Here is a 19,774-nt window from a genome sequence, read left to right on the forward strand (position 1 = left end):
CGCCGACCCTCAGCTCAGCGCCACGTTGACGGCGCTCTCCGGCAGCTCCTGGCCGAAGCAGCGCTGGTAGAACTCGGCGACCAGCGCCCGCTCCAGCTCGTCGCACTTGTTGAGGAAGGTGAGGCGGAAGGCGAAGCCGATATCCTTGAAGATGTCGGCGTTCTCCGCCCAGGTCAGCACGGTGCGCGGGCTCATGACCGTCGACAGGTCGCCGTTCATGAAGGCGTTGCGGGTGAGGTCCGCCACGCGCACCATCTTGTTCACCTGGTCGCGGCCCTCGGCCGTCTTGGCGAAGCTCTTGGCCTTGGCGAGGATGATGCCGACCTCGTTGTCGTGCGGCAGGTAGTTCAGCGTGGTGACGATGGACCAGCGGTCCATCTGCGCCTGGTTGATCTGCTGCGTGCCGTGATAGAGGCCCGTCGTGTCGCCGAGGCCGACCGTGTTGGCGGTGGCGAAGAGGCGGAAGGCGGGATGAGGGCGGATGACCCGGCTCTGGTCGAGCAGGGTGAGGCGGCCCGAGGATTCCAGCACGCGCTGGATGACGAACATCACGTCCGGGCGGCCGGCATCGTACTCGTCGAAGACCAGCGCGACATTGTGCTGGTAGGCCCAGGGCAGGATGCCGTCGCGGAATTCGGTGACCTGCTTGCCCTCCTTCAGCACGATCGCGTCCTTGCCGACGAGGTCGATGCGCGAGACGTGGCTGTCGAGGTTGACGCGGATGCAGGGCCAGTTGAGGCGGGCGGCGACCTGTTCGATATGGGTCGACTTGCCGGTGCCGTGATAGCCCGAGACCATGACGCGGCGGTTGTGGGCGAAACCGGCGAGGATGGCGAGCGTGGTGGGCTTGTCGAACAGGTAGTCGGGATCGAGGTCCGGCACATGGTCGCCGCCGGCCGCGAAGGCCGGGACCTGCATGTCGGAATCGATGCCGAACGTCTGACGCACGGAAAGGGTCGTATCCGGGACGCCGGACACCTTGTCGGTCTGCACTGTCACGAAAGAACCTCCGATGCCGCGCCCGGCGCAGCGTGACTTGTCTTCACGATCGGCGGCGACCTTACCAGATCGTCGCGCGCGCCCGGAAGGGTGCCCTTCGCGGGAATGCCATTCGAAATTCTGATGCGTCCGATCGACAGAGCGGCCCGTATCAGCAGAAGCCGACGGATTTCAGGTAGTTGTAGGCCTGGATGATCTCGCGCAGCTTGTCCTCGTGCGAACGATCGCCCCCGTTGGAATCGGGGTGGAGTCGCTTCGCCAGTTCCTTGAACCGCGCCTTGATCTCGGCCGCAGTGGCGTGAATGTCGAGATTGAGGGTGCTCAGCGCCTTGCGCTCGGCATTGCGGATCATCCGCCCCTCGGGCTCGGGAGCCCGCGCGCCCGGCTGGCGCCATTCCGCATCCTCGAACAGGCCGAAGGGGTCGGCGCCCTTGCGGGGGTCGAATCCCGCCCCGGTGCCGGCCGAGGCACGCGGCTCGGGCCTGCGACCCTCCTTCGTCCAGGAATTGACGCCCATGCTCCAGGTCGGCCGGTGGCCGGTCAGCGCATCCTTCTGATAGGCGGCGACCGCGGCGTCGTTCATGCCGGCGAAGTAGTTGTAGCTGGCGTTATATTCCTTCACGTGGTCCAGACAGAACCAGATGAACTCGCCCTCGCGGTCGCGGCCGAGCGGTGCGCGATGGGTCGCCTCGAGGTCGCAGTTCGGATGGGCGCAGACCCGCGTTCCGGGCCGCGCACGGGCGCGCCGGTCGTCCTCGGGCTTGACCCGGATGCGATCGAAATAGGGTGAGTCGGTCTTCATGGAGCCATGCGAAGCGAAGCGCCGATTATGGGGTCCAGGGTGCGTCGCGGCAAGGCGAGCAGGCGCGCCGGGCCCCTCCGTCACCGCCTCTTGACCGCCATGCGACGGCCTGTGCAGGGTCCGCGCCTCAACAAGACTGGTACCGGGAAACGCCGCCATGGCCCTGACGCTGCACTCCTCGCCCTTCTCGCCCTTCGGCCGCAAGGTGAAGCTGGCGCTCCTGCATCTCGGGCTCATGGACCGCGTCACGGTCGTCGGCACCGACACGATGAACCCGGAGGATCCGATCCGCCGCGCCAACCCGCTCGGCAAGATCCCCGCCCTCGTGCAGGAGGACGGCACGGTCGTCTATGACAGCCGCGTCATCCTCGAGGCCCTCGACCTCCTCGCCGGCGGCGGCCGCATCCTCCCCGCCGAGCCGAAGGCGCGCATCGCCGCGCTGACCCTGCAGTCGCTGGCCGACGGCATCATGGATGCGCTCATTCTCACCCGCTACGAGGCGATGTTCCACGAGGAGGCTGCGCGCTCGGAGAAGTGGGTCGCCCACCAGCGTGGCAAGGTCGAGCGCGCCATGGCGGCGCTGGAAGCCGCTCCCCCGGCGCTCGCCGTCACTGTCGGCACCATCACGCTGGCCTGCGCGCTCGGCTATCAGGACATCCGGTTCGAGGGCGCCTGGCGCAAGACCCATCCCAGCCTCGTCGCCTGGCTGGACCGTTTTGTCGCGCAGATGCCGGCGGCCTGGGAGCAGACGGCGCCGAAGAGCTGAGGCTCAGGCGAGGGGCCGGACCCGTCCGGCCTCACTCGAGCCCGAAGCGCAGGGCAGCCGCGGCGGCGACCGGCCCGAGCACGAGGCTCATGAGCGACAGCGCAACGAGGATGGCGAAGGGCTGTCCGAAGGGCAGCGGCCCGACGATCACCGAGGTCGTTGCCGCGACTCCGAAGATCAGCACGGGGATGGTGAGCGGCAGGACGAGGATGGCCATGAGCAGGCCGCCGCGCCTGAGGCTTACCGCCAGCGCAGCGCCGACCGCACCGATGAGGCTGAGCGCCGGCGTGCCGGCAGCCAGCGTCAGCGCCACGGCGCCCATCGCCTCCAGCGGCACGTTGAGGAAGAGGCCGAGCAGCGGCGCCGCCGCCACCAGCGGCAGGCCGGTGGCGAGCCAGTGGGCCGCGGCCTTGGCAGCGATGACGAGGGGCAGAGGCGTCTGGCCCATCATCATGATGTCGAGCGAGCCGTCATCGGCATCGGCCTGGAAGATCCTGTCGAGGCCGAGCAGCGTCGCCAGCAGCGCGCCGATCCACAGGATGGCCGGACCGATGCGGGCGAGCAGGTTCATGTCCGGCCCGACGCCGAAGGGCACGATGGTCACCACCGCCAGGAAGAAGACGACGCCCACCATGGCGCCGCCGCCGATTCGGGTGGCGAGCATGAGGTCGCGGCGAAAAACGGCGGCGAGGGGCGATCTCATGCGGCGACCGGTGCGGCGGGAGCGGCGCGGCCGAGTGACAGGTCGCGCACGGGCAGGCCGAGCGGTCCGTGCGTGGCGGCGAGGATGATGCCGCCGGTGGCGACATGCTCGGCCATGACGCTGGCGAGGACCGCCTGACTCGTGACATCGAGCGCCGCTGTAGGCTCGTCGAGAAGCCAGACCGGCCGGCTGACGGTCAGCAGACGGGCGAGGGCGAGACGCCGACGCTGTCCTGCCGAGAGATAGCCAGCCGGCAGATCGGCGAGATGAGCGATGCCGAGCCGCTCCATCGCGGCGGGTGCCGCAATGCCGCCGCCGCCGAGGAAATCGGTCCAGAATGCCAGGTTCTCGGCGACCGTCAGCGAACCCTTGAAGGCGTCCTGGTGGCCGCAATAGTGGCACTGCTCCCCCAATGAGGCCTCGGGGTCGCCGCCCTCGAGAACCAGCCGGCCCGATTCGGCGCGCACCAATCCGGCGATCAGGCGCAGGAGGCTCGACTTGCCGGCGCCGTTCGGGCCGGTGACCTGGACGGCCTCTCCCGAGGTCACGGTGAAGCTGAGATGGGAGAAGACGACGCGGCCGCCGCGCTGGCAGGTCAGGGCATCGGCGATGAGGCGCAACATGCCGCATTCCTACGCGACGAAAGGGTGACCCGCGAGAGGCGATATGCGCTTCTAACCATATGGCGGGCTGATTGGAATCCCTCTATAACGCGGCCGAACGGCCGCCGCGTCTTCCGCTTCGTCCGACATTCCCTGTCCGGGCGCGTCGACGGCCTCACATCGAGGGGATCACCGCTTCATGTCGCTCGACAGCTTCAAGGCCCGCAAGACGCTCAAGGTCGGCACCAAGTCCTACGTCTATTTCAGCCTGAAGGAGGCCGAGAAGAACGGCCTTGCCGGCATTTCGGCCCTGCCCTTCTCCATGAAGGTGCTGCTCGAGAACCTGCTGCGCGCCGAGGACGGCCGCTCCGTCACCAAGGCCGACATCGAGGCGGTCGCCGCCTGGATCAAGGACAAGGGCAAGGCCGGCAAGGAGATCGCCTTCCGCCCGGCCCGCGTGCTGATGCAGGACTTCACCGGCGTGCCGGCGGTCGTGGACCTTGCCGCCATGCGCGATGCCATGAAGGCCCTCGGCGGCGACCCGCAGAAGATCAATCCGCTCGTCCCTGTCGACCTCGTCATCGATCACTCGGTCATCGTTGACGAGTTCGGTTCGCCCAAGGCCTTCAAGAAGAACGTCGACCTCGAGTATGCCCGCAACGGCGAGCGCTACCGCTTCCTGAAGTGGGGTCAGCAGGCCTTCAAGAACTTCTCCGTCGTGCCGCCCGGCACGGGCATCTGCCACCAGGTGAACCTGGAGTACCTCGCCCAGACCGTCTGGACGAAGAAGGAGAAGGTGAAGAAGACCGTCCGCGGCAAGACCGTCACCGAGACCGTCGAGATCGCCTATCCCGATACGCTGGTCGGCACCGACAGCCACACCACCATGGTCAACGGCCTTGCCGTTCTCGGCTGGGGCGTCGGCGGCATCGAGGCCGAGGCCGCCATGCTCGGCCAGCCGCAGTCCATGCTGCTGCCCGAGGTCATCGGCTTCAAGCTCACGGGCAAGCTCAAGGAGGGCGTCACCGCCACCGACCTCGTGCTGACCGTCACCCAGATGCTCCGCAAGAAGGGCGTCGTCGGCAAGTTCGTCGAGTTCTACGGCCCCGGCCTCAACAACATGACGCTGGCCGATCGCGCCACCATCGCCAACATGGCCCCCGAATACGGCGCCACCTGCGGCTTCTTCCCCGTCGATGACGAGACGCTGAACTACCTCACCACCTCGGGCCGCAAGTCCGCCCGCATCGCGCTGGTGGAGAAGTATTCGAAGGCGCAGGGCCTCTTCCGCACCAAGGGCTCGCGCGATCCGGTCTTCACCGACACGCTGTCGCTCGACCTCGGCGAGGTCGTGCCCTCGATGGCTGGTCCCAAGCGTCCCGAGGGCCGCGTCGCCCTCGAGGCGGTGGGCGCGGGCTTCGCCGACGCCATGGAGAAGGACTACAAGAAGGCGGGCGAGATGGGCCGCCGCGTCAAGGTCGAGGGCAAGGACTTCACCCTCGGCCATGGTGACGTAGTCATCGCCGCCATCACCTCCTGCACCAACACGTCGAACCCGGCCGTGCTGTTCGCGGCGGGTCTTCTGGCCCGCAACGCCATCGCCAAGGGCCTGAAGACCAAGCCCTGGGTGAAGACCTCGCTCGCCCCCGGCAGCCAGGTCGTCGCCGAATATCTGTCGAACTCGGGCCTGCAGAAGGACCTCGACAAGCTCGGCTTCAACCTGGTCGGCTTCGGCTGCACCACCTGCATCGGCAATTCCGGCCCGCTGCCGGCCGAGATCTCCAAGGCCATCAATGACAGCGGCCTGATCGCCTCGGCCGTGCTCTCCGGCAACCGCAACTTCGAGGGCCGCGTCTCCCCCGACGTGCAGGCGAACTATCTCGCCTCCCCGCCCCTCGTCGTCGCCTATGCGCTTGCCGGCTCGGTGACCATGGACCTCACCAAGGAGCCGATCGGCACCGACAAGAAGGGCAACCCGGTCTATCTGCGCGACATCTGGCCGTCCTCGCAGGAGATCAACGCCTTCATCGCCAAGAACGTCACCAAGAAGCTCTTCAAGGAGCGCTATGCCGACGTGTTCAAGGGCGACGCCAACTGGGCCAAGGTGAAGGCCCCCAGCGGCCAGACCTATGCCTGGGACGACAAGTCGACCTATGTGCAGAACCCGCCCTATTTCGTCGGCATGGGCATGAAGCCCGGCGCCATCAGCAACATCGAGGGTGCCCGCATCCTCGGCCTCTTCGGCGACAAGATCACCACCGACCACATCTCGCCGGCCGGCTCGATCAAGGCGGCGAGCCCGGCGGGCAAGTACCTCATCGACAACAAGGTGGATGTCGCCGACTTCAACCAGTACGGCACCCGTCGCGGCAATCACGAGGTGATGATGCGTGGCACCTTCGCCAACATCCGCATCCGCAACCACATGATGGGCCCGAACGGCAAGGAAGGCGGCTACACGATCCACTATCCCTCGAAGGAGGAGATGTCGATCTACGACGCCGCCATGAAGTACCGCGCCGAGAAGGTGCCGCTGGTGGTCTTTGCCGGCGTCGAGTACGGCAACGGCTCGTCGCGTGACTGGGCCGCCAAGGGCACCAACCTCCTCGGCGTGCGCGCCGTCATTGCCCAGTCCTTCGAGCGCATCCACCGCTCGAACCTGGTCGGCATGGGCATCGTCCCCTTCACCCTCGAGGAGGGCACCACCTGGGCCACCCTCGGCCTCAAGGGCGACGAGAAGGTCAGCATCAAGGGTCTCGAGAAGGTCAAGCCGCGCCAGAAGATGGAGGCTGAGGTCACCTTCGCCGACGGCAAGGTGAAGAAGGTGCCGATCCTCTGCCGCATCGATACGCTGGACGAGATCGAGTACTTCAAGAACGGCGGCATCCTGCAATACGTGCTGCGCGACCTCGCCGCCTGATACGGATCAAGCGCCTGCGACGGCGGCTTGGCTTTTGCCGGGCCGCCGTTATCTTTTGGGAAGGGGCGGTGCTCACGGGCGTTTGCGGGACATTCACCCAACCGTGAGTAGCCTTGACGGTGCCGGCAGGCCTAAAGACGGGCCGCGGGGCCGGCAAGGTCGCGAAATCGGGGCGGATTCCGATGAGTGTTGTGAAATGGAGCGTGGGGCTCGTGCTGGCCATGGTCGCCTTTGTCGGCGGACCGGCTTCGGCGCAGCAGCGTCCCTCGGCAGTGCTCGAACTCTTCACCAGCCAGGGCTGCTCGTCCTGCCCGCCGGCTGATCGTTACATCGCCGAGATGGCTGATCGTCCCGACGTCATCGCCCTCACTCTCGCCGTCGATTACTGGGACTATCTTGGCTGGCGTGACACGCTGGCCAATCCCATCCACGCCAAGCGCCAGAAGGCTTATGCCTATATGCGCGGCGACCGGCAGATCTACACGCCGCAGATGATCATCAACGGGGTCGGTCACGCCATCGGCTCGGATCGTGCCGCCATCCAGCGCGTCACCGAGCAGAGCCGCGGCCAGCCCGGTGCGCTGTCCGTGCCGGTGAGCCTGCGGGTGTCCGGGGACACCATCACGCTGGTCCTTCCCGCAAGCATCAACGGGGTCAGCCCGGAGAATCCGGCGACCATCTTCCTGTTCGGCGTCTCGTCGCGCCAGCCGGTGGACATCACCCGCGGCGAGAATCGCGGCCAGACCATGATCTACCGCAATGTCGTCCGGTCCCACGCCAATCTCGGCGAATGGGGCGGCGGTCCACGCACGGTGACGATTTCCCGCCGCGAACTCGTCCCGCCGGATTGCGAGAAGCTGGCGATCCTGGTCCAGACGGGCTCGCAGCGCCGTCCCGGCGTCATCCTCGGCGCGTCGATGATCGACCTGCCGGGTCTCGCCGTTCACTGACCTCGGGCGGGGGCACCATGCCCCGCGCCCCATTGCGACGACATCAGGCCGGCTGAAGCCAGACCATGTCGGGGGCGACGATGCCGGGCACGTCCTCCTCGTCGATGCGGCGCACGGTCTCCACCGCCACATGCTTCTCCGCTTCCAGCGGCGACACGCCGAAGCGTACAAGCTCGCGGCCAAGGCTCTGGCGCGCCTTCAGCGCGGCCGTTTCAGCCATGTCGGCCTCGATGAAACGCGTGGCCGCGAAACGCGGTCCGGCGTTGTCGGTCTCCCCGCGGGCGTCACAACGATACCAGGGCATGATCCCGTCCCATTTCCTGTCCAAACCGTCATCAACCATGCCGAGGTTGAGAGAAGGTTGAGATGTTTGCTTAACCATTGGCGCGCATCCATGCGCGTCTTGGCATGGGTGGCGATGACAGAGGAAATGGTTCGATGGCTGAACGGTATCTGAATGGCGAGACGATGCTCGTCGGGCGCAGGGCGATCCTGGTCGGCGGCGGCGCCGCCCTCCTCGCCGCCTGCTCAGCCCCGCCGGTACAGGCTCCGAGCCAGCCAAGCTTCTATCGCAATCTCGCCCAGTCAGGCGCGCGCGTGGACGCCGCTATGGCCGCCGAGATGATCTCCGGATTCCGCCGCAACAACGGCCGTGGGCCGCTCACCGTCGATCCCGTTCTGATGGCTGTGGCCGAGGCCCAGGCCGCCGCCATGACCCAGGCCGACCAGGTCGGCGTGCGCACCGGCACGGTCGGCGCCCGTCTGACCACCGCCGGCTATCGTCACCGTGCGGCGGTGGAGAACACCTCGGCCGGCTATCTCACCCTCGCCGAGGCCTTCTCCGGCTGGCGCGATTCCCCGCCCCACCGCGCCAACATGCTCAATCCCGGCGTGACCCGCCTCGGCATCGCCACCGGCTACCGGCCGGGCTCGCGCTACCGGGTGTTCTGGGCGCTGGTGCTCGCGGAGCCGGTCGCGGCCGCCTGATCGCGCTCACACCGCGCACATGCCGCCATCGACGCTGTAGATGCCGCCGTGGCAATAGGCGGCGGCATCGGAGGATAGGAAGGCCACGAGCTCGGCCACCTCTTCCACCCGGCCATAGCGCTGCTGCGGCACCATGGCGGCGACTGCCGCATGGGCGGCGGCGCGGTCGGTGCTCTGTCCCGCATTGATCGAATCCATCATCCGGCTCTCGATCGGGCCCGGATTGACCGAGACCACGCGCACGCCGCGCGGGCCGGCCTCCGCCGCGACCGAGCGGGTGATGCCGATGACCGCATGCTTCGACGCCGTATAGGCTGACAGGCCCGGCGTACCCTTCAGTCCAGCGATGCTCGACATGTTGACGACGACGCCGGAGCCTTGGCCGTACATGACCGGCAGCACGTGCTTCAGGCCAAGGAAGACGCCGATCACGTTGATGTCGATCACCTGCCGGAAGGCGTCCACCGGATAGGCCTCGACCGGAGCGACCACACCCTCCACCCCGGCATTGTTGACGAAGATGTCGATGCGGCCAAAGGCGGCGACCGCCGCGGCGGCATAGGCGCCCACCTCCGCATCCTGCCGGACGTCCGCCGTCACCGCATGGAAGCGGCTCGCTGCCGGCAGGGCGGCGGCTAGTCCCGCCATGTCGGAGCCGGCCCGGTCCACCGCGACGATGGCCGCACCGCGCTCGGCCATCAGGATGGCGGTGGCGCGGCCGATGGCCCCCGCCGCCCCCGTGATCAGCGCGACTTTGCCTTGAAGGGATGTGCGTTCGGTCATGGCAACCTCCAGCCTGCGGGCCTGATGATGCCCACGAGGCTAGGGGATCCGGATCTCGCCCGCCTTGCGCGAGAGCAAGGGCGGGGTCACACGCCTGTCACGCCGCCTTCTTGCCGTGATGGCTATGGAGCTTGGCGCCCAGCACCCTGCGGATGTCGTTGAACTCCGGGCTCGCAACATCGCGCGGCCGCGGCAGGATCAGCGGATTGTCGCTCTCGATCCGTCCCGGTCCCGGTGTCATCACCACCACGCGGTCGGCGAGGAAGATCGCCTCCTCGATGGAATGGGTGACGAACACGACGGTCAGCCCGGTCCGCTGCCAGATGTCGAGGAGCTCGTCCTGCAGGCGCTCGCGGGTCATGGCGTCGAGCGCGCCGAAGGGCTCGTCCATCAGCACGATCTCGGCATCGTTGGCCAGCACCCGGGCGATGGCGACGCGCTGTTTCATGCCGCCGGAAAGCTGGTGCGGATAGGCATTGGCGAACTTCGTGAGGCCGACGAGCTCGATGAACTTGTCGACCGTCTCCTTCACCACTGGCTTGGCCAGACCGCGCGACGCCGGACCGAAGCCGATATTGTCGCGGACCGACAGCCAGGGGAACAGCGCATAATCCTGGAAGACCATGCCGCGGGTCGGGTCAGGCCCCTTGATCGGCATGCCCCACATCAGCGCCTCGCCGCTGGTCGGCTGCTCGAAGCCGGCGATGATGCGCAGCAGCGTGGACTTGCCGCAGCCCGATGCGCCGATCAGGCAGACGAACTCGCCCTTGCGGATGGTGATGTTGGCGTCGTGAAGGGCGTTGATCGTCTGGTCCTGCAGCTTGAAGACCTTGGAAACCTGCTTGATCTCGATGATCGGCGTCTTGGACTCAGCCATGGTGGGTCGGGCTCCACTTGAGCATCCGGTTGCCGATCATCACGACGACCCGGTCGGAAATGTAGCCGGCGATGCCGATGATGATCATGCCGCAGATGACGAGTTCGGTGCGGGACAGGGTGCGGCCATCCATGATGACGGCGCCGAGCCCCTGCGGCACGCCGGTCATCTCACCGACGACGATGACGAACCAGGCGAGGCCGAGGCCAAGGCGCAGGCCGGTGAAGATGGACGGCAGGGCCGCCGGCAGCACCACCTTGTAGAACTGGGCATTGCCCTGGCAGCCGAGCATGGAGGCCGCTTCGAACAGCTTGGGGTCGACCGAACGCACGCCGAAGATCGTGTTGAGTAGGATCGGATAGAAGGCGCCAAGGCAGACGAGGGCGAAGGCCGAGCGGGGCCCAAGGCCGAAGAGGATCATCGACAGCGGCAGCCAGGCGGTGACGGGAATGGGGCGCATCACCTGCAGGAAGGGGTCGAGCACCATCCGCGCCGTCGGGATGCGACCGATCATCAGACCGAGCGGCAGGGCGAAGAGGGCGGCCAGCGCGAAGCCGCCATAGACGCGGCTCATCGAGGCGAGGAGATGCGTCACCAGCGTCGCCGAGAAGGCGTCGTCATAGATGCCGCCGACGGCGAAATCGATCATGTACTCGCCGACCTCGTAGGGGGTCGGGATCAGCCGCGTCCAGCGGCGCGTCGTGGCGATATGCCAGAACAGCAGCAACAGCCCCGGTACGATCAGCGCGAGCACAGTCGGCTTCACGCGCGCCCAGGACGATTTGCCCGCCGGCTTCTCCACCGGTACCGCCGCCGGCGGCGGCGCGGTCTCGACCATCGCCATGTCTTGGGTCCTCCAGTGGAAAGCGGTGGCCGCCCGCTCGGGAGCGGACGGCCGGGTCCAGCGCCGTCAGGCGGTCGCGATCTGGTTCGAGAAGGTCGGGTTCAGGAACTTGTCGAAGTCAGGCAGCTGACGGATCTGGCGCAGCGACAGCATCTGCTCGGCATAGGTCCGGGCCTGCTTGAGCACGGTTTCGTCGAGCTTCCACGCATATTCGACATTGTTCGCCGCCAGCGCATGGTCGACAGCCGCACGGTTGGCGCCCAGGCGCTGCACCGTCATCTCGGCCACGGCCGGCTTGTTGGCGAGCATGAACTCGACCGCCCTGCGATGGATCGTCAGCGCGTCCCGCACCAGGGCCGGCTTGCCGCTCACCGTGTCCTCATGGGTGGCGAAGACCATGTTCAGGCCGCCCATGGCGGTGCCATAGGGATACTCGACCAGCTGACCGACGCCCGAGGAGATGGACAGGCCCGGACCCGGCTCCGCGCCGACATAGGCGTCGATGTCACCGCGCGACAGCATGGCGTGCATCTCGCCGAAGGGCACGCGAACCGCGGTGACGTCGCGGATCGACAGCCCCTCCATGCGCAGGCGCTCCATGATGAAGACCTCCTGGGTCGAACCCGGCCAGATGCCGACGCGCTTGCCCTTGAGGTCCTTGACGGTCTTGACGTCGGAGCCCGCCTTGGAGACGACGCCCATGCCCTTGTTGGAGAAGGCGCCGACCACGACGACCGGCTCGCCGGCCGCCCGGCCGAGCGTCGCCGCGGCGATGCCGAAGGCGCCGAAATCGACCGACTTGGTGACGACGGCGTTCTTGCCGTCGGTGGGTGAGTCGAAGGTGATGATCTCGATCTTGGTCCCAGCCGGCGCGAAGCGCTCGTAGAAGTGCGGCGGCATCGAATGGATGAGCCTCAGCGAGCCCATCTTGATGACGCGCTCCTGGGCGCGCAGCACCGAGGGAGCCGAGAGCGCGCCAGCGGCGAGGCCGGCGCCCATGAGGAAGTGACGACGAATGATCATGTGCGTTGCTCCTGTGGAAGGGGTGCGGGTTGGCTCCCGGTCGTGTGTGTGGGCCGCCGACCACATGGGCCGCCGGCCGTGACTGCTCATGCGGCGCGGCCGGCCAGCGCCGCCATGTAGGCGCGCCAGCCGCCATGGGCGGTAATCTCCTCGGCGCCTGCCAGGCCTTCCGGCTCGACGAGGAAGCCCTTGGGGCGGGTCCCATCGGCAAGGCGCAATGTGCCGATGCCGAGGGGGGAGGGGATGCCGTCGACAAAGGTGCCGAAACCCTCGGCCGGCAGCGCCCAGACCTCGCAGGCGATGGCCGCTCCCGTCCCATCGGCGACGCGGATGAGGCCGGGCCGCTTCGGCGGCCCGCCAGCGAGGGCATAGAAACGGTAATCGGTGGTCGTCATCGCGGCCCGTCGGAGGACGCCGCCACGGCTCGTCAGCTCGCCGTTCAGCGGCATGCCGGAGAGGTGGGCGCCGACGACGACGATCTCGATCAGGTCGCTCAAGGCTGCCTCCGATGAAGGGCGGGAAGGAGCAGGTGGTGGTTCATGGCTTGGCTCATGCGGCGGCTGTCGCGGGCTGTCGCCGACGGTCGCCGGCCGCCGCCATGAAGGCTGCGCCGAGCTTTGCCAGGGAGGCGTCCGCCCCGCGCCGGCCGATCAGCGTGATACCGGCCGGCAGGCCGTCGCCGCGGAACGGGCCGGGCACGGCGAGGGCCGCAAGGTCCAGCAGGTTGACGAAGTTGGTATAGGTGCCGAGGCGGCTGTTCGGCCCGATGGGATCGGCGGCGAGGTCCGCGAGCGTCGGGAAGATGGGCGCAGTCGGCACGGCGATGACGTCGACGCTCTCCCACACGGCTTCGCAGGTCCGTCGCAGCTCGGCGAGCCTGTAGAGCCCCTCGAAGGCATCGGTGGCGGAGAAACGCTCGGCGGCGCCGACGATCTGTCGCGTCACCGGATGAACGTCGTCGGCATTGGTGGCGAGAAAGGCGCGCATGGCGGCGTGGCGTTCGGCGACCCACGGGCCGTCGTAGAGCAGCTTGGCCACGGCGAAGAACGGCGTCAGGTCGATCTCGCTGGTCGCGGAGGCGAGCGGGCGCAGGACGCCCAGCGCCGCGTCATAGGCGCCAGCCATGGCACTGTCGCCGAAGAACAGGCGGTCGGCTGCGCGCGGCAGGCCGACGCGTGTGGGGAGGGCGGCCGTCTCTGTCGTGTCGGCGACGATGGGGCGTGAGAAGGCGTCCTCGGCATCTAGGCCGCGCATCACCGCATAGGCGAGGAAGGCGTCGGCGACGTCATGGGCGAAGACGGAGACGCAATCGAGCGTCCGGCAGGCCGGCAGCACACCGCGCGTCGAGATCGCGCCCACCGAGGGCTTCAGCCCGACGAGGTCGTTGAGCCCGGCCGGCACACGGCCCGAGCCGGCCGTGTCGGTGCCGAGCGACAGCGCCACGATGCCCTGCGCCACCGCGACCGCCGAGCCCGAGCTCGAGCCGCCGGGTACACGGGCGGGGTCGAACGCGTTGCGCGGCACCGGATAGGGTGAGCGCACGCCGACGAGGCCGGTGGCGAACTGGTCGAGATTGGTCTTGCCGATGACGATGGCGCCGGCGGCGATCAGCTTCTCGACCGCCGTGGCGGAGCGCGCCGGGACGAAGGAGAAGGCCGGGCAGGCCGCTGTGGTCGGCAGGCCGGCCACGTCGATGTTGTCCTTCACCGCGACCGGGATGCCCCAGAGCGGATAGCGCGCCGGATCGAAGGCGGGCAGGCGCGCGGCCTCCGCAACGACGTCCCCCTCCGGCCTCAGATGAATGAAGATGCCGGGGTCGCCGACGGCGGCAATGCGCGCATAGACGTCGGCCATCACCGCGGCGACCGGCGTGCCGCGGCGATAGGCGTCATGAAGGGTGGAAACCGTCGGTGCTGCTGGCGAAGGCATGATCCTGCTCGTGCTGGACCCTGCCACGCAACGGCCGTGCCAAAGAGCGGAACGCCAGCCGCGGCGACCATACCCACCGGGATGGCGGGATAATTCTCGCCGCAACGCGCTGAAACGATAAAGAAAACACGAGAAGGCTACGCCGCAGGCAGCCAGGAGCTGGGGGCGGACAATTGTATGCAATGCCGGTTACAGCAGGCGATACTGCCTAATAAGTAAGCAAATGCCTCATGTCGGGCCGAGAGCGACGATCGTCTCCCAGGCCCGGGCGGAGAGCCCGATATGGTCGCGCATGGCCGCGGCGGCGCGCTCGGCATCGCCGCGCTGGATCGCCTGGACCACCTGGTCGTGCTCGTGGTGCGAGCGGGCGAGGCGGTCCCGCCCCTCGAACTGCGCGCGCCGGAAGGGCGCGAGGCGTCGCCGCGTCGCCGAGGCCATCTCGGCGAGATAAGTGTTGTGCGAGCCACGATAGATGGTGACGTGGAAGGTGATGTTGGCGGCGCTATAGGCGTCGAGGTCGCCATCGTGGACGAGCCGCGCCATGGCGCGGTGCAACTCCTCCAGTCCGGCGCGTTCGGCGCGATCCATCTTCACCGCGCAGAGTCCGGCCGCTACCCCCTCGAGCTCGCCCATCACCGCGAACATGTCGCGCAGCTGGTCATGATCGGGCTTGGCGACGACGGCGCCCCGATGTGGCCGGATATCGACAAGCCCGGAGGAGGACAGCTGCCGCAGCGCCTCGCGCACCGGCGTGCGCGACACCGAGAACTCCGCCGCGATCTGCGCCTCGTCCAGCGGCGCGCCCGGCTTGAGGCGGCCGGAGACGATGGCCTCGGCGAGCCGGGTTTGCAGTTCTTCGGAGCGGGTGTTGCGGCCGCGCGGGGCGAGCGGAATGTCGGTCATCGCGTGCATCAGGGCAGGAGGGCCGGCAGACCGATCCGCAGCGGCCCGATCTGCAGCCGCCCGTCCGTGGCGCGAAGGGTGAAGAGACGTCCGTTGCGACCCTCCACCTCGGTGGGCCGGCTCGCCATGGTGATGGCGCCTGCAGCCAGCGGGCCGAGATTGGCGGTGACGCCCGTCGCCTGAAGCACCTGCTCCAGGTTCACGGCGCGCAGTTCGATCTCGCCGTCAGGACGCCCGTCGGGCGTCAGCCGGACATTGCCCTTGGCGACGGCCAGCGCCTGGCCCTGGACGAGGCGCAGCAGCACGAGTTCGACCGCGCCACCGGCCGCCACCCACTGGCGCAGCGGCAGCGGCTGCGGCCGGCTGGCGTTGCGCAGCAGCTTGCGTGCGACGAACTGGATCTCGGCGTCCACCGGCGCCATGGGCCGCAGGCCGAAGCTCGCGGCGTTGAATTTGGCCACGACATCGACGCTGACCGGATCGCCGCGGTTCGGGCGGGTGTGGAACTCCGCGCGCGGCGTCTTCACCAGCACCGCACCGTCGCGCACCACTTCGAGGTCGTCGATGACGACGCTCGAACTGTCGTAGCCGCCGATGGCGAGTTGGGCCGAGGCCTGGGCGAGGCGCCACGTGGCACGCGTCACGGAGGGGTCGCCCTCGGTCACCACGGTCATCGGGCCGGTCCATTCGGAGATGACGTGGCCGGGGCTCCAGATCTGCGAGACGACCTTGAGCCGCTCGAAGCGATAGGTCTGGTAGGGCCGCGCCTCATCGCGCAACTCCACCGTCGGCTTCACGCAGGTGATCTCCATGCGGAACGGATAGCCGCCGCTGCTACGTTCGCCGCAGGTGATGACGCGGCCATTGGCGGCCTCGGCCGTCAGCCAGCGCTGGATGGCATCCTCGGCGCGCCCGGCGCCCCAGGACCAGATGGCGCTCCAGGCGCCAATGGCGAGGGCGACGATGATCACGGGAATCGCGAAGGTCCTGAAACGCATGGGGCTCCGTCCGGAAGGCTGCTTGCGCGGGCAGGGCAGCGTCTATAGCAGAACCGCTGCGCCCCGTCCCTCCTGGCACATGGCATGGAACAGCAATCCGGCGATCTCTGGGTTTTCGGCTATGGCTCGCTCATGTGGCGGCCCGGCTTCGACTTCGTCGAGCGCTGGCCGGCCCGCCTGATCGGCCTCCATCGCTCGCTCTGCGTCTATTCGCACCATCACCGCGGCACGCCGGAAAAGCCCGGCCTGGTGCTCGGTCTCGATCGTGGCGGCGCCTGCCGCGGCATGGCCTTCCGCGTCGAGGCGGCAACAGCCGGGGCCACCATCGCCTATCTGCGTGAGCGCGAGCAGGTGACCTCCGTCTATATCGAGGCCTGGCGGAACGTCACGCTGGAACGTCCCGATGGCGCGCGGGTCAGGGCGCTGACCTATCTCGTTGATCGCGGCCATCCCCAGTATGCCGGCCGCCTCGACCGCGAGCGGCAGCTGCACATGGTCCGGCAGGGCCATGGCCATTCCGGCGCCAATCCGGACTACGTGGTCAATACGGTGAAGGCTATCGAGGATCTCGGCTTCCGCGACGCCGACCTGCACTGGCTCGCCGCGCAGCTGCGCTGATCAGGGCAGCTGGCCGCGCAACAGCTTCGGGACGTCGCCGACGATGCCAGCGGCCTGGCGCATGAAGAAGCCCTTGAGGCCCGGCATCCGGTCGACCAGACCGAGGCCGAGATCGCGCACGAAGCGCAGCGGCTGCGAGCCGTTGGAGAACAGGCGGTTCAGTCCGTCCGTCGTCGCCCCCATCAGGGCCGTGTCGAAGCGCCGCCAGCGCTGGTAGCGGGCGAGCACGTCGGCAGCGCCGTGGTCGAGGCCGAGCCGGGCCGCGTCGGCGACGCATTCGACCAGTGCCGCCACGTCGCGGAAACCCATGTTGATGCCCTGGCCGGCGATCGGGTGGATGACATGGGCGGCATCGCCGACGAGAGCGAGCCGCGGCCCGACGAAGTCGCGCGCCACCTGCAGTTTCAGCGGATAGGCAGCGGGCTTGTCGAGCACCGTGACCGCGCCCAGCTTGTGGCCGAAGCGGCTTTCGAGCTCGTCCTGGAAGAGTTCGCGCGGCAGGCGGCAGAGCCGCTCCGCCCGGCCCGTTTCCTCGGTCCAGACAATGGACGAGCGCCGGCCGGTGAGCGGCAGGATGGCAAAAGGTCCGGCGGGCAGGAAATGCTCTTCCGCCCGGCCTTCATGGTCGTATTCGTGAGACACGGTGCAGACGACACCGGACTGGCCATAGTCCCAGCCGACGGTGCGGATGCCGGCCATCTCGCGGATGCGCGAGCGGCCACCGTCGCAGGCGACCAGCAGCGGCGTCTCGACCACGGTGCCATTGGCGAGGGTCACGCGGGTGACACCGTCCTCCGCCTCGAAACTGGTGACCGTCGAGGCGATCATGCCGACGCCCAGCTCCTTGGCGCGGTCCCAGAGCGCGCCGGTGACGGTGGCGTTCGGCGCCATATGGGCGAAGGGCTCGCCGGGTGCGATCTCGCCGGCGAAGGTGAGGAAGACCGGCCGCACCACGTCCATCGTGCGGCTGTCGGTGACCACCATGTCGAGGATCGGCTGGGCCTGCGGAGCAATGGCGTCCCAGACCCCGGTGGCCTCGAACATCCGGCGCGCCGCTGCGGCGAAGGCCGAGGCCCGGCCCTGATCGGCGGGCGCGGTTGCGATGGCGGGGTCGACCACATGGACCGCAAAGCCCCGCCCCAGGGCGGTCTTGAGGGCCATGGCCAGCGACAGGCCGGCAAGGCCCCCGCCGGCGATGAGGACGGAGCTGCGCTCGGCGGCAGAAACGGGTTCGGTCATGGCGGCAATCTAGCCCAGCCAGCGTCCACAGGGAAATCCGACGCGGCGATCCTCGCCGCGCATCCTGTCAACGCAATGGCAGTCCCGATGGATCACATCGAGCAGCCCGCGGCATGACCGCTTCGGCGCGGGCGCATGAGCGCGAGACAGTCTTCAGGCAAAAGAACGATGCTGCCCGGACGATAACGATCGGGCGGTATCAGGTGGCCGTCTGGAGGGAGCTATCAGCCGCGAACGGCCAGGTTTACCGCCTTCGGTCCCTTGCCCCGCTTGTCGGGCTCCAGTTCGAACGACAGCTTCTGCCCCTCGGCAAGGCTCGCCAGTCCCGACCTCTGGACAGCGGAAATATGGACGAAAATGTCCTTGCCGCCATCGTCGGGTTTGATGAAGCCATAGCCTTTCTCGGTGTTGAAGAACTTGACGGTCCCCGTCATCGACATGCCGGTCAGCCTTTCCGTATGCACTGCCGGTTCCGCACGATTGCGAACCTGCTCGGGCTCCTGATCAGGAATATCCGCGATGGTTCGCTCCCCTCGCGGGTAAGCTGGCCATCGCCAGATCCTTGCCGCCCGGATCTGAGAGCCAAAAGAAGCGTAACAAGGAATTTTCTGGATGCACAGCCCCCATCTGCTTGATCAGCAGTGGTTTCCCTGCGTCAAGAACGCCGTTCTGTTGGGCCGCAAAGAAGAGGTGGCGCAAGGCACCGGCGATATACGCCACGTTGTAACGTTTTCGTCGGTTGTACAGATGGCGAGGCGCTCGCCGCCGGGAGTCTTGAGGCAAATTGTCTCTCCCACGAGCCAGCTTTTGCCCGCCGCCCGGCAGGTGCAGGGGGGCAGGCTCACGGGAGGGCCGGGGGTGAAGGGCTGGCGCTGGGGCGCAGGTTGGTCCTGCGCGGCCAGAGGCTGACCCACGCTGACGACGGCGAGAAGGACAAGGGCCGCGCGACGCATGGCCGAAGGCTAGCAGGGCGGCGCGCCCTGTCCAGCGGCAGGATGGGCCTCAGCCCGCCCGATGCGCCGTCACCATGTAATTGACCTGGAGATCCGGGGTCTCCACCCAGCGGTCGCGCAGCACGTCGTAGCGGACGCCCTTGCGGTCCACCACGGTGAGGCCATTGTCGGCCATGGCAACCGCCAGTTCCTCGGGGGTGACGAACTTGTCCCATTCGTGGGTGCCGCGCGGCAGCCAGCGCAGGATGTACTCGGCCCCGACGATGGCGAGCGCGTAGCTCTTCATGGTGCGGTTGATGGTTGCCATGACGAGCAGGCCACCCGGCTTCACCAGACGCGAGCAGGCCCCGACAAAGAGCGGCACGTCCGCCACATGCTCCACCACCTCCATGGCGAGGACCACGTCGAAGCTCTCGCCGGCCGCGGCGAGCTCCTCCGCCGTCGTGCAGCGATAGTCGATGGAAAGACCCGAGGTCTTGGCATGCAGGCGCGCCGTCTCGACATTGGTCCGTGCCGGGTCGATGCCGGTCACCTCCGCGCCCATGCGCGCCAGCGGCTCGCAGAGCAGGCCGCCGCCGCAGCCGATGTCGAGGACGGAGAGACCTGACAGGGCATCCACGGCCTCGCGCGACCGGCCAAAGGTGGCGCAGGCCTGCTCGCGGATATGGGCGAGACGGACCGGATTGAACTTGTGGAGGATCCCCATCTTGCCCGAGGGGTTCCACCACTCGCTGGCGAGGCGCGAGAACTTGTCGACCTCGATCGGATCGAGTGTCGAGCTGCCGGCGGCCCCCTGCGTGGCGCCGCCCTGGCGCGCTTCCGTCTTCAGGTCGGTGTCGGTTGGTCGGGTGTCGGTCGCGGTCATCGGTGCCATGTCC

The 19,774-nt window shown here is 68.0% G+C and carries 20 protein-coding genes and 1 pseudogene; 5 read left to right on the plus strand and 16 right to left on the minus strand.

Annotation, left to right across the window (positions count from 1 at the left end):
• Positions 1 to 9: 9 nt before the first annotated feature.
• Both cobS and C8P69_RS18275 read right to left on the minus strand, forming a co-directional pair.
• A complete protein-coding gene (cobS, locus tag C8P69_RS18270; protein ID WP_108178884.1) occupies positions 10 to 999 on the minus strand; it encodes a cobaltochelatase subunit CobS in 990 nt (329 codons plus the stop codon).
• 151 nt (positions 1,000 to 1,150) lie between these two features.
• A complete protein-coding gene (locus tag C8P69_RS18275) occupies positions 1,151 to 1,801 on the minus strand; it encodes a J domain-containing protein (protein WP_108178885.1) in 651 nt (216 codons plus the stop codon).
• Between the two features lie 157 nt (positions 1,802 to 1,958).
• Between C8P69_RS18275 and C8P69_RS18280 the strand changes: the two genes are divergently transcribed.
• Positions 1,959 to 2,567 (plus strand): glutathione S-transferase family protein, encoded by a 609-nt coding sequence (locus C8P69_RS18280; protein WP_108178886.1) that lies wholly within the window; start codon positions 1,959 to 1,961, stop codon positions 2,565 to 2,567.
• 31 nt (positions 2,568 to 2,598) lie between these two features.
• On the opposite strand, the gene ccmB is transcribed toward C8P69_RS18280, so the two are convergent.
• Positions 2,599 to 3,270, minus strand: coding sequence for a heme exporter protein CcmB (ccmB, locus tag C8P69_RS18285; protein ID WP_108178887.1), 672 nt, complete (start codon positions 3,268 to 3,270; stop codon positions 2,599 to 2,601).
• Positions 3,267 to 3,890, minus strand: a complete 624-nt coding sequence (ccmA, locus tag C8P69_RS18290) for a heme ABC exporter ATP-binding protein CcmA (RefSeq protein ID WP_108179015.1) — start codon at positions 3,888 to 3,890, stop codon at positions 3,267 to 3,269. Before ccmA ends, ccmB begins: the two co-directional genes overlap by 4 nt.
• A 181-nt stretch (positions 3,891 to 4,071) precedes the next feature.
• On the opposite strand from ccmA, the gene acnA reads away from it, so the two are divergent.
• Both acnA and C8P69_RS18300 read left to right on the plus strand, forming a co-directional pair.
• A complete protein-coding gene (gene acnA / locus C8P69_RS18295) occupies positions 4,072 to 6,792 on the plus strand; it encodes an aconitate hydratase AcnA (RefSeq protein WP_108178888.1) in 2,721 nt (906 codons plus the stop codon).
• Between the two features lie 182 nt (positions 6,793 to 6,974).
• Complete coding sequence (locus C8P69_RS18300; RefSeq protein WP_108178889.1) at positions 6,975 to 7,742, plus strand: DUF1223 domain-containing protein; 768 nt, start codon at positions 6,975 to 6,977, stop codon at positions 7,740 to 7,742.
• Positions 7,743 to 7,785: 43 nt separating this feature from the next.
• On the opposite strand, the gene C8P69_RS23935 is transcribed toward C8P69_RS18300, so the two are convergent.
• Positions 7,786 to 7,962: a hypothetical protein gene (locus tag C8P69_RS23935; protein ID WP_170118294.1), complete on the minus strand. Its 177-nt coding sequence runs from the start codon at positions 7,960 to 7,962 to the stop codon at positions 7,786 to 7,788.
• A 218-nt stretch (positions 7,963 to 8,180) separates the two neighbouring features.
• Here C8P69_RS23935 and C8P69_RS18310 point away from each other — a divergent pair, with 218 nt between their 5' ends.
• Positions 8,181 to 8,729, plus strand: coding sequence for a CAP domain-containing protein (locus tag C8P69_RS18310; protein WP_245902123.1), 549 nt, complete (start codon positions 8,181 to 8,183; stop codon positions 8,727 to 8,729).
• A 6-nt stretch (positions 8,730 to 8,735) separates the two neighbouring features.
• Here C8P69_RS18310 and C8P69_RS18315 read toward each other — a convergent pair whose 3' ends face one another.
• From C8P69_RS18315 to C8P69_RS18345, 7 genes and pseudogenes are all read right to left on the minus strand, one after another.
• Positions 8,736 to 9,512 (minus strand): SDR family NAD(P)-dependent oxidoreductase, encoded by a 777-nt coding sequence (locus tag C8P69_RS18315; RefSeq protein WP_108178891.1) that lies wholly within the window; start codon positions 9,510 to 9,512, stop codon positions 8,736 to 8,738.
• Between the two features lie 97 nt (positions 9,513 to 9,609).
• Positions 9,610 to 10,389, minus strand: a complete 780-nt coding sequence (locus tag C8P69_RS18320) for an ABC transporter ATP-binding protein (RefSeq protein WP_108178892.1) — start codon at positions 10,387 to 10,389, stop codon at positions 9,610 to 9,612.
• On the minus strand, positions 10,382 to 11,233 hold the full coding sequence (locus C8P69_RS18325) for an ABC transporter permease (protein ID WP_108178893.1): 852 nt from the start codon (positions 11,231 to 11,233) through the stop codon (positions 10,382 to 10,384). The genes C8P69_RS18320 and C8P69_RS18325 overlap by 8 nt, the downstream gene beginning before the upstream one ends.
• Positions 11,234 to 11,299: 66 nt before the next feature.
• Positions 11,300 to 12,256: an ABC transporter substrate-binding protein gene (locus C8P69_RS18330; protein ID WP_108178894.1), complete on the minus strand. Its 957-nt coding sequence runs from the start codon at positions 12,254 to 12,256 to the stop codon at positions 11,300 to 11,302.
• Between the two features lie 86 nt (positions 12,257 to 12,342).
• Positions 12,343 to 14,185, minus strand: a pseudogene (gene atzF, locus C8P69_RS18335) (allophanate hydrolase).
• Positions 14,186 to 14,413: 228 nt separating this feature from the next.
• The gene (locus C8P69_RS18340; protein ID WP_425440768.1) at positions 14,414 to 15,097 is read right to left on the minus strand and encodes a GntR family transcriptional regulator; all 684 of its coding nucleotides are present in this window, start codon (positions 15,095 to 15,097) and stop codon (positions 14,414 to 14,416) included.
• A complete protein-coding gene (locus C8P69_RS18345; protein ID WP_108178896.1) occupies positions 15,097 to 16,086 on the minus strand; it encodes a DUF2125 domain-containing protein in 990 nt (329 codons plus the stop codon). Before C8P69_RS18345 ends, C8P69_RS18340 begins: the two co-directional genes overlap by 1 nt.
• Before the next feature lie 84 nt (positions 16,087 to 16,170).
• On the opposite strand from C8P69_RS18345, the gene C8P69_RS18350 reads away from it, so the two are divergent.
• Positions 16,171 to 16,704, plus strand: a complete 534-nt coding sequence (locus C8P69_RS18350) for a gamma-glutamylcyclotransferase (RefSeq protein WP_108178897.1) — start codon at positions 16,171 to 16,173, stop codon at positions 16,702 to 16,704.
• Here the strand turns inward: C8P69_RS18350 and C8P69_RS18355 are convergent, their stop codons facing one another.
• The 4 genes from C8P69_RS18355 to ubiG all read right to left on the minus strand — a co-directional run bounded on the left by C8P69_RS18355 (position 16,705) and on the right by ubiG (position 19,761).
• Complete coding sequence (locus tag C8P69_RS18355) at positions 16,705 to 17,943, minus strand: ubiquinone biosynthesis hydroxylase (RefSeq protein WP_108178898.1); 1,239 nt, start codon at positions 17,941 to 17,943, stop codon at positions 16,705 to 16,707.
• A 224-nt stretch (positions 17,944 to 18,167) separates the two neighbouring features.
• Positions 18,168 to 18,383, minus strand: a complete 216-nt coding sequence (locus tag C8P69_RS18360) for a cold-shock protein (RefSeq protein ID WP_108178899.1) — start codon at positions 18,381 to 18,383, stop codon at positions 18,168 to 18,170.
• A gap of 64 nt (positions 18,384 to 18,447) precedes the next feature.
• Complete coding sequence (locus C8P69_RS23585) at positions 18,448 to 18,663, minus strand: hypothetical protein (RefSeq protein WP_146167374.1); 216 nt, start codon at positions 18,661 to 18,663, stop codon at positions 18,448 to 18,450.
• Between the two features lie 282 nt (positions 18,664 to 18,945).
• Positions 18,946 to 19,761, minus strand: coding sequence for a bifunctional 2-polyprenyl-6-hydroxyphenol methylase/3-demethylubiquinol 3-O-methyltransferase UbiG (gene ubiG / locus C8P69_RS18365; RefSeq protein WP_108178900.1), 816 nt, complete (start codon positions 19,759 to 19,761; stop codon positions 18,946 to 18,948).
• Between the last annotated feature and the right edge of the window lie 13 nt (positions 19,762 to 19,774).

This window comes from Phreatobacter oligotrophus, from assembly GCF_003046185.1.
Taxonomy (GTDB): Bacteria; Pseudomonadota; Alphaproteobacteria; order Rhizobiales; family Phreatobacteraceae; genus Phreatobacter; species Phreatobacter oligotrophus.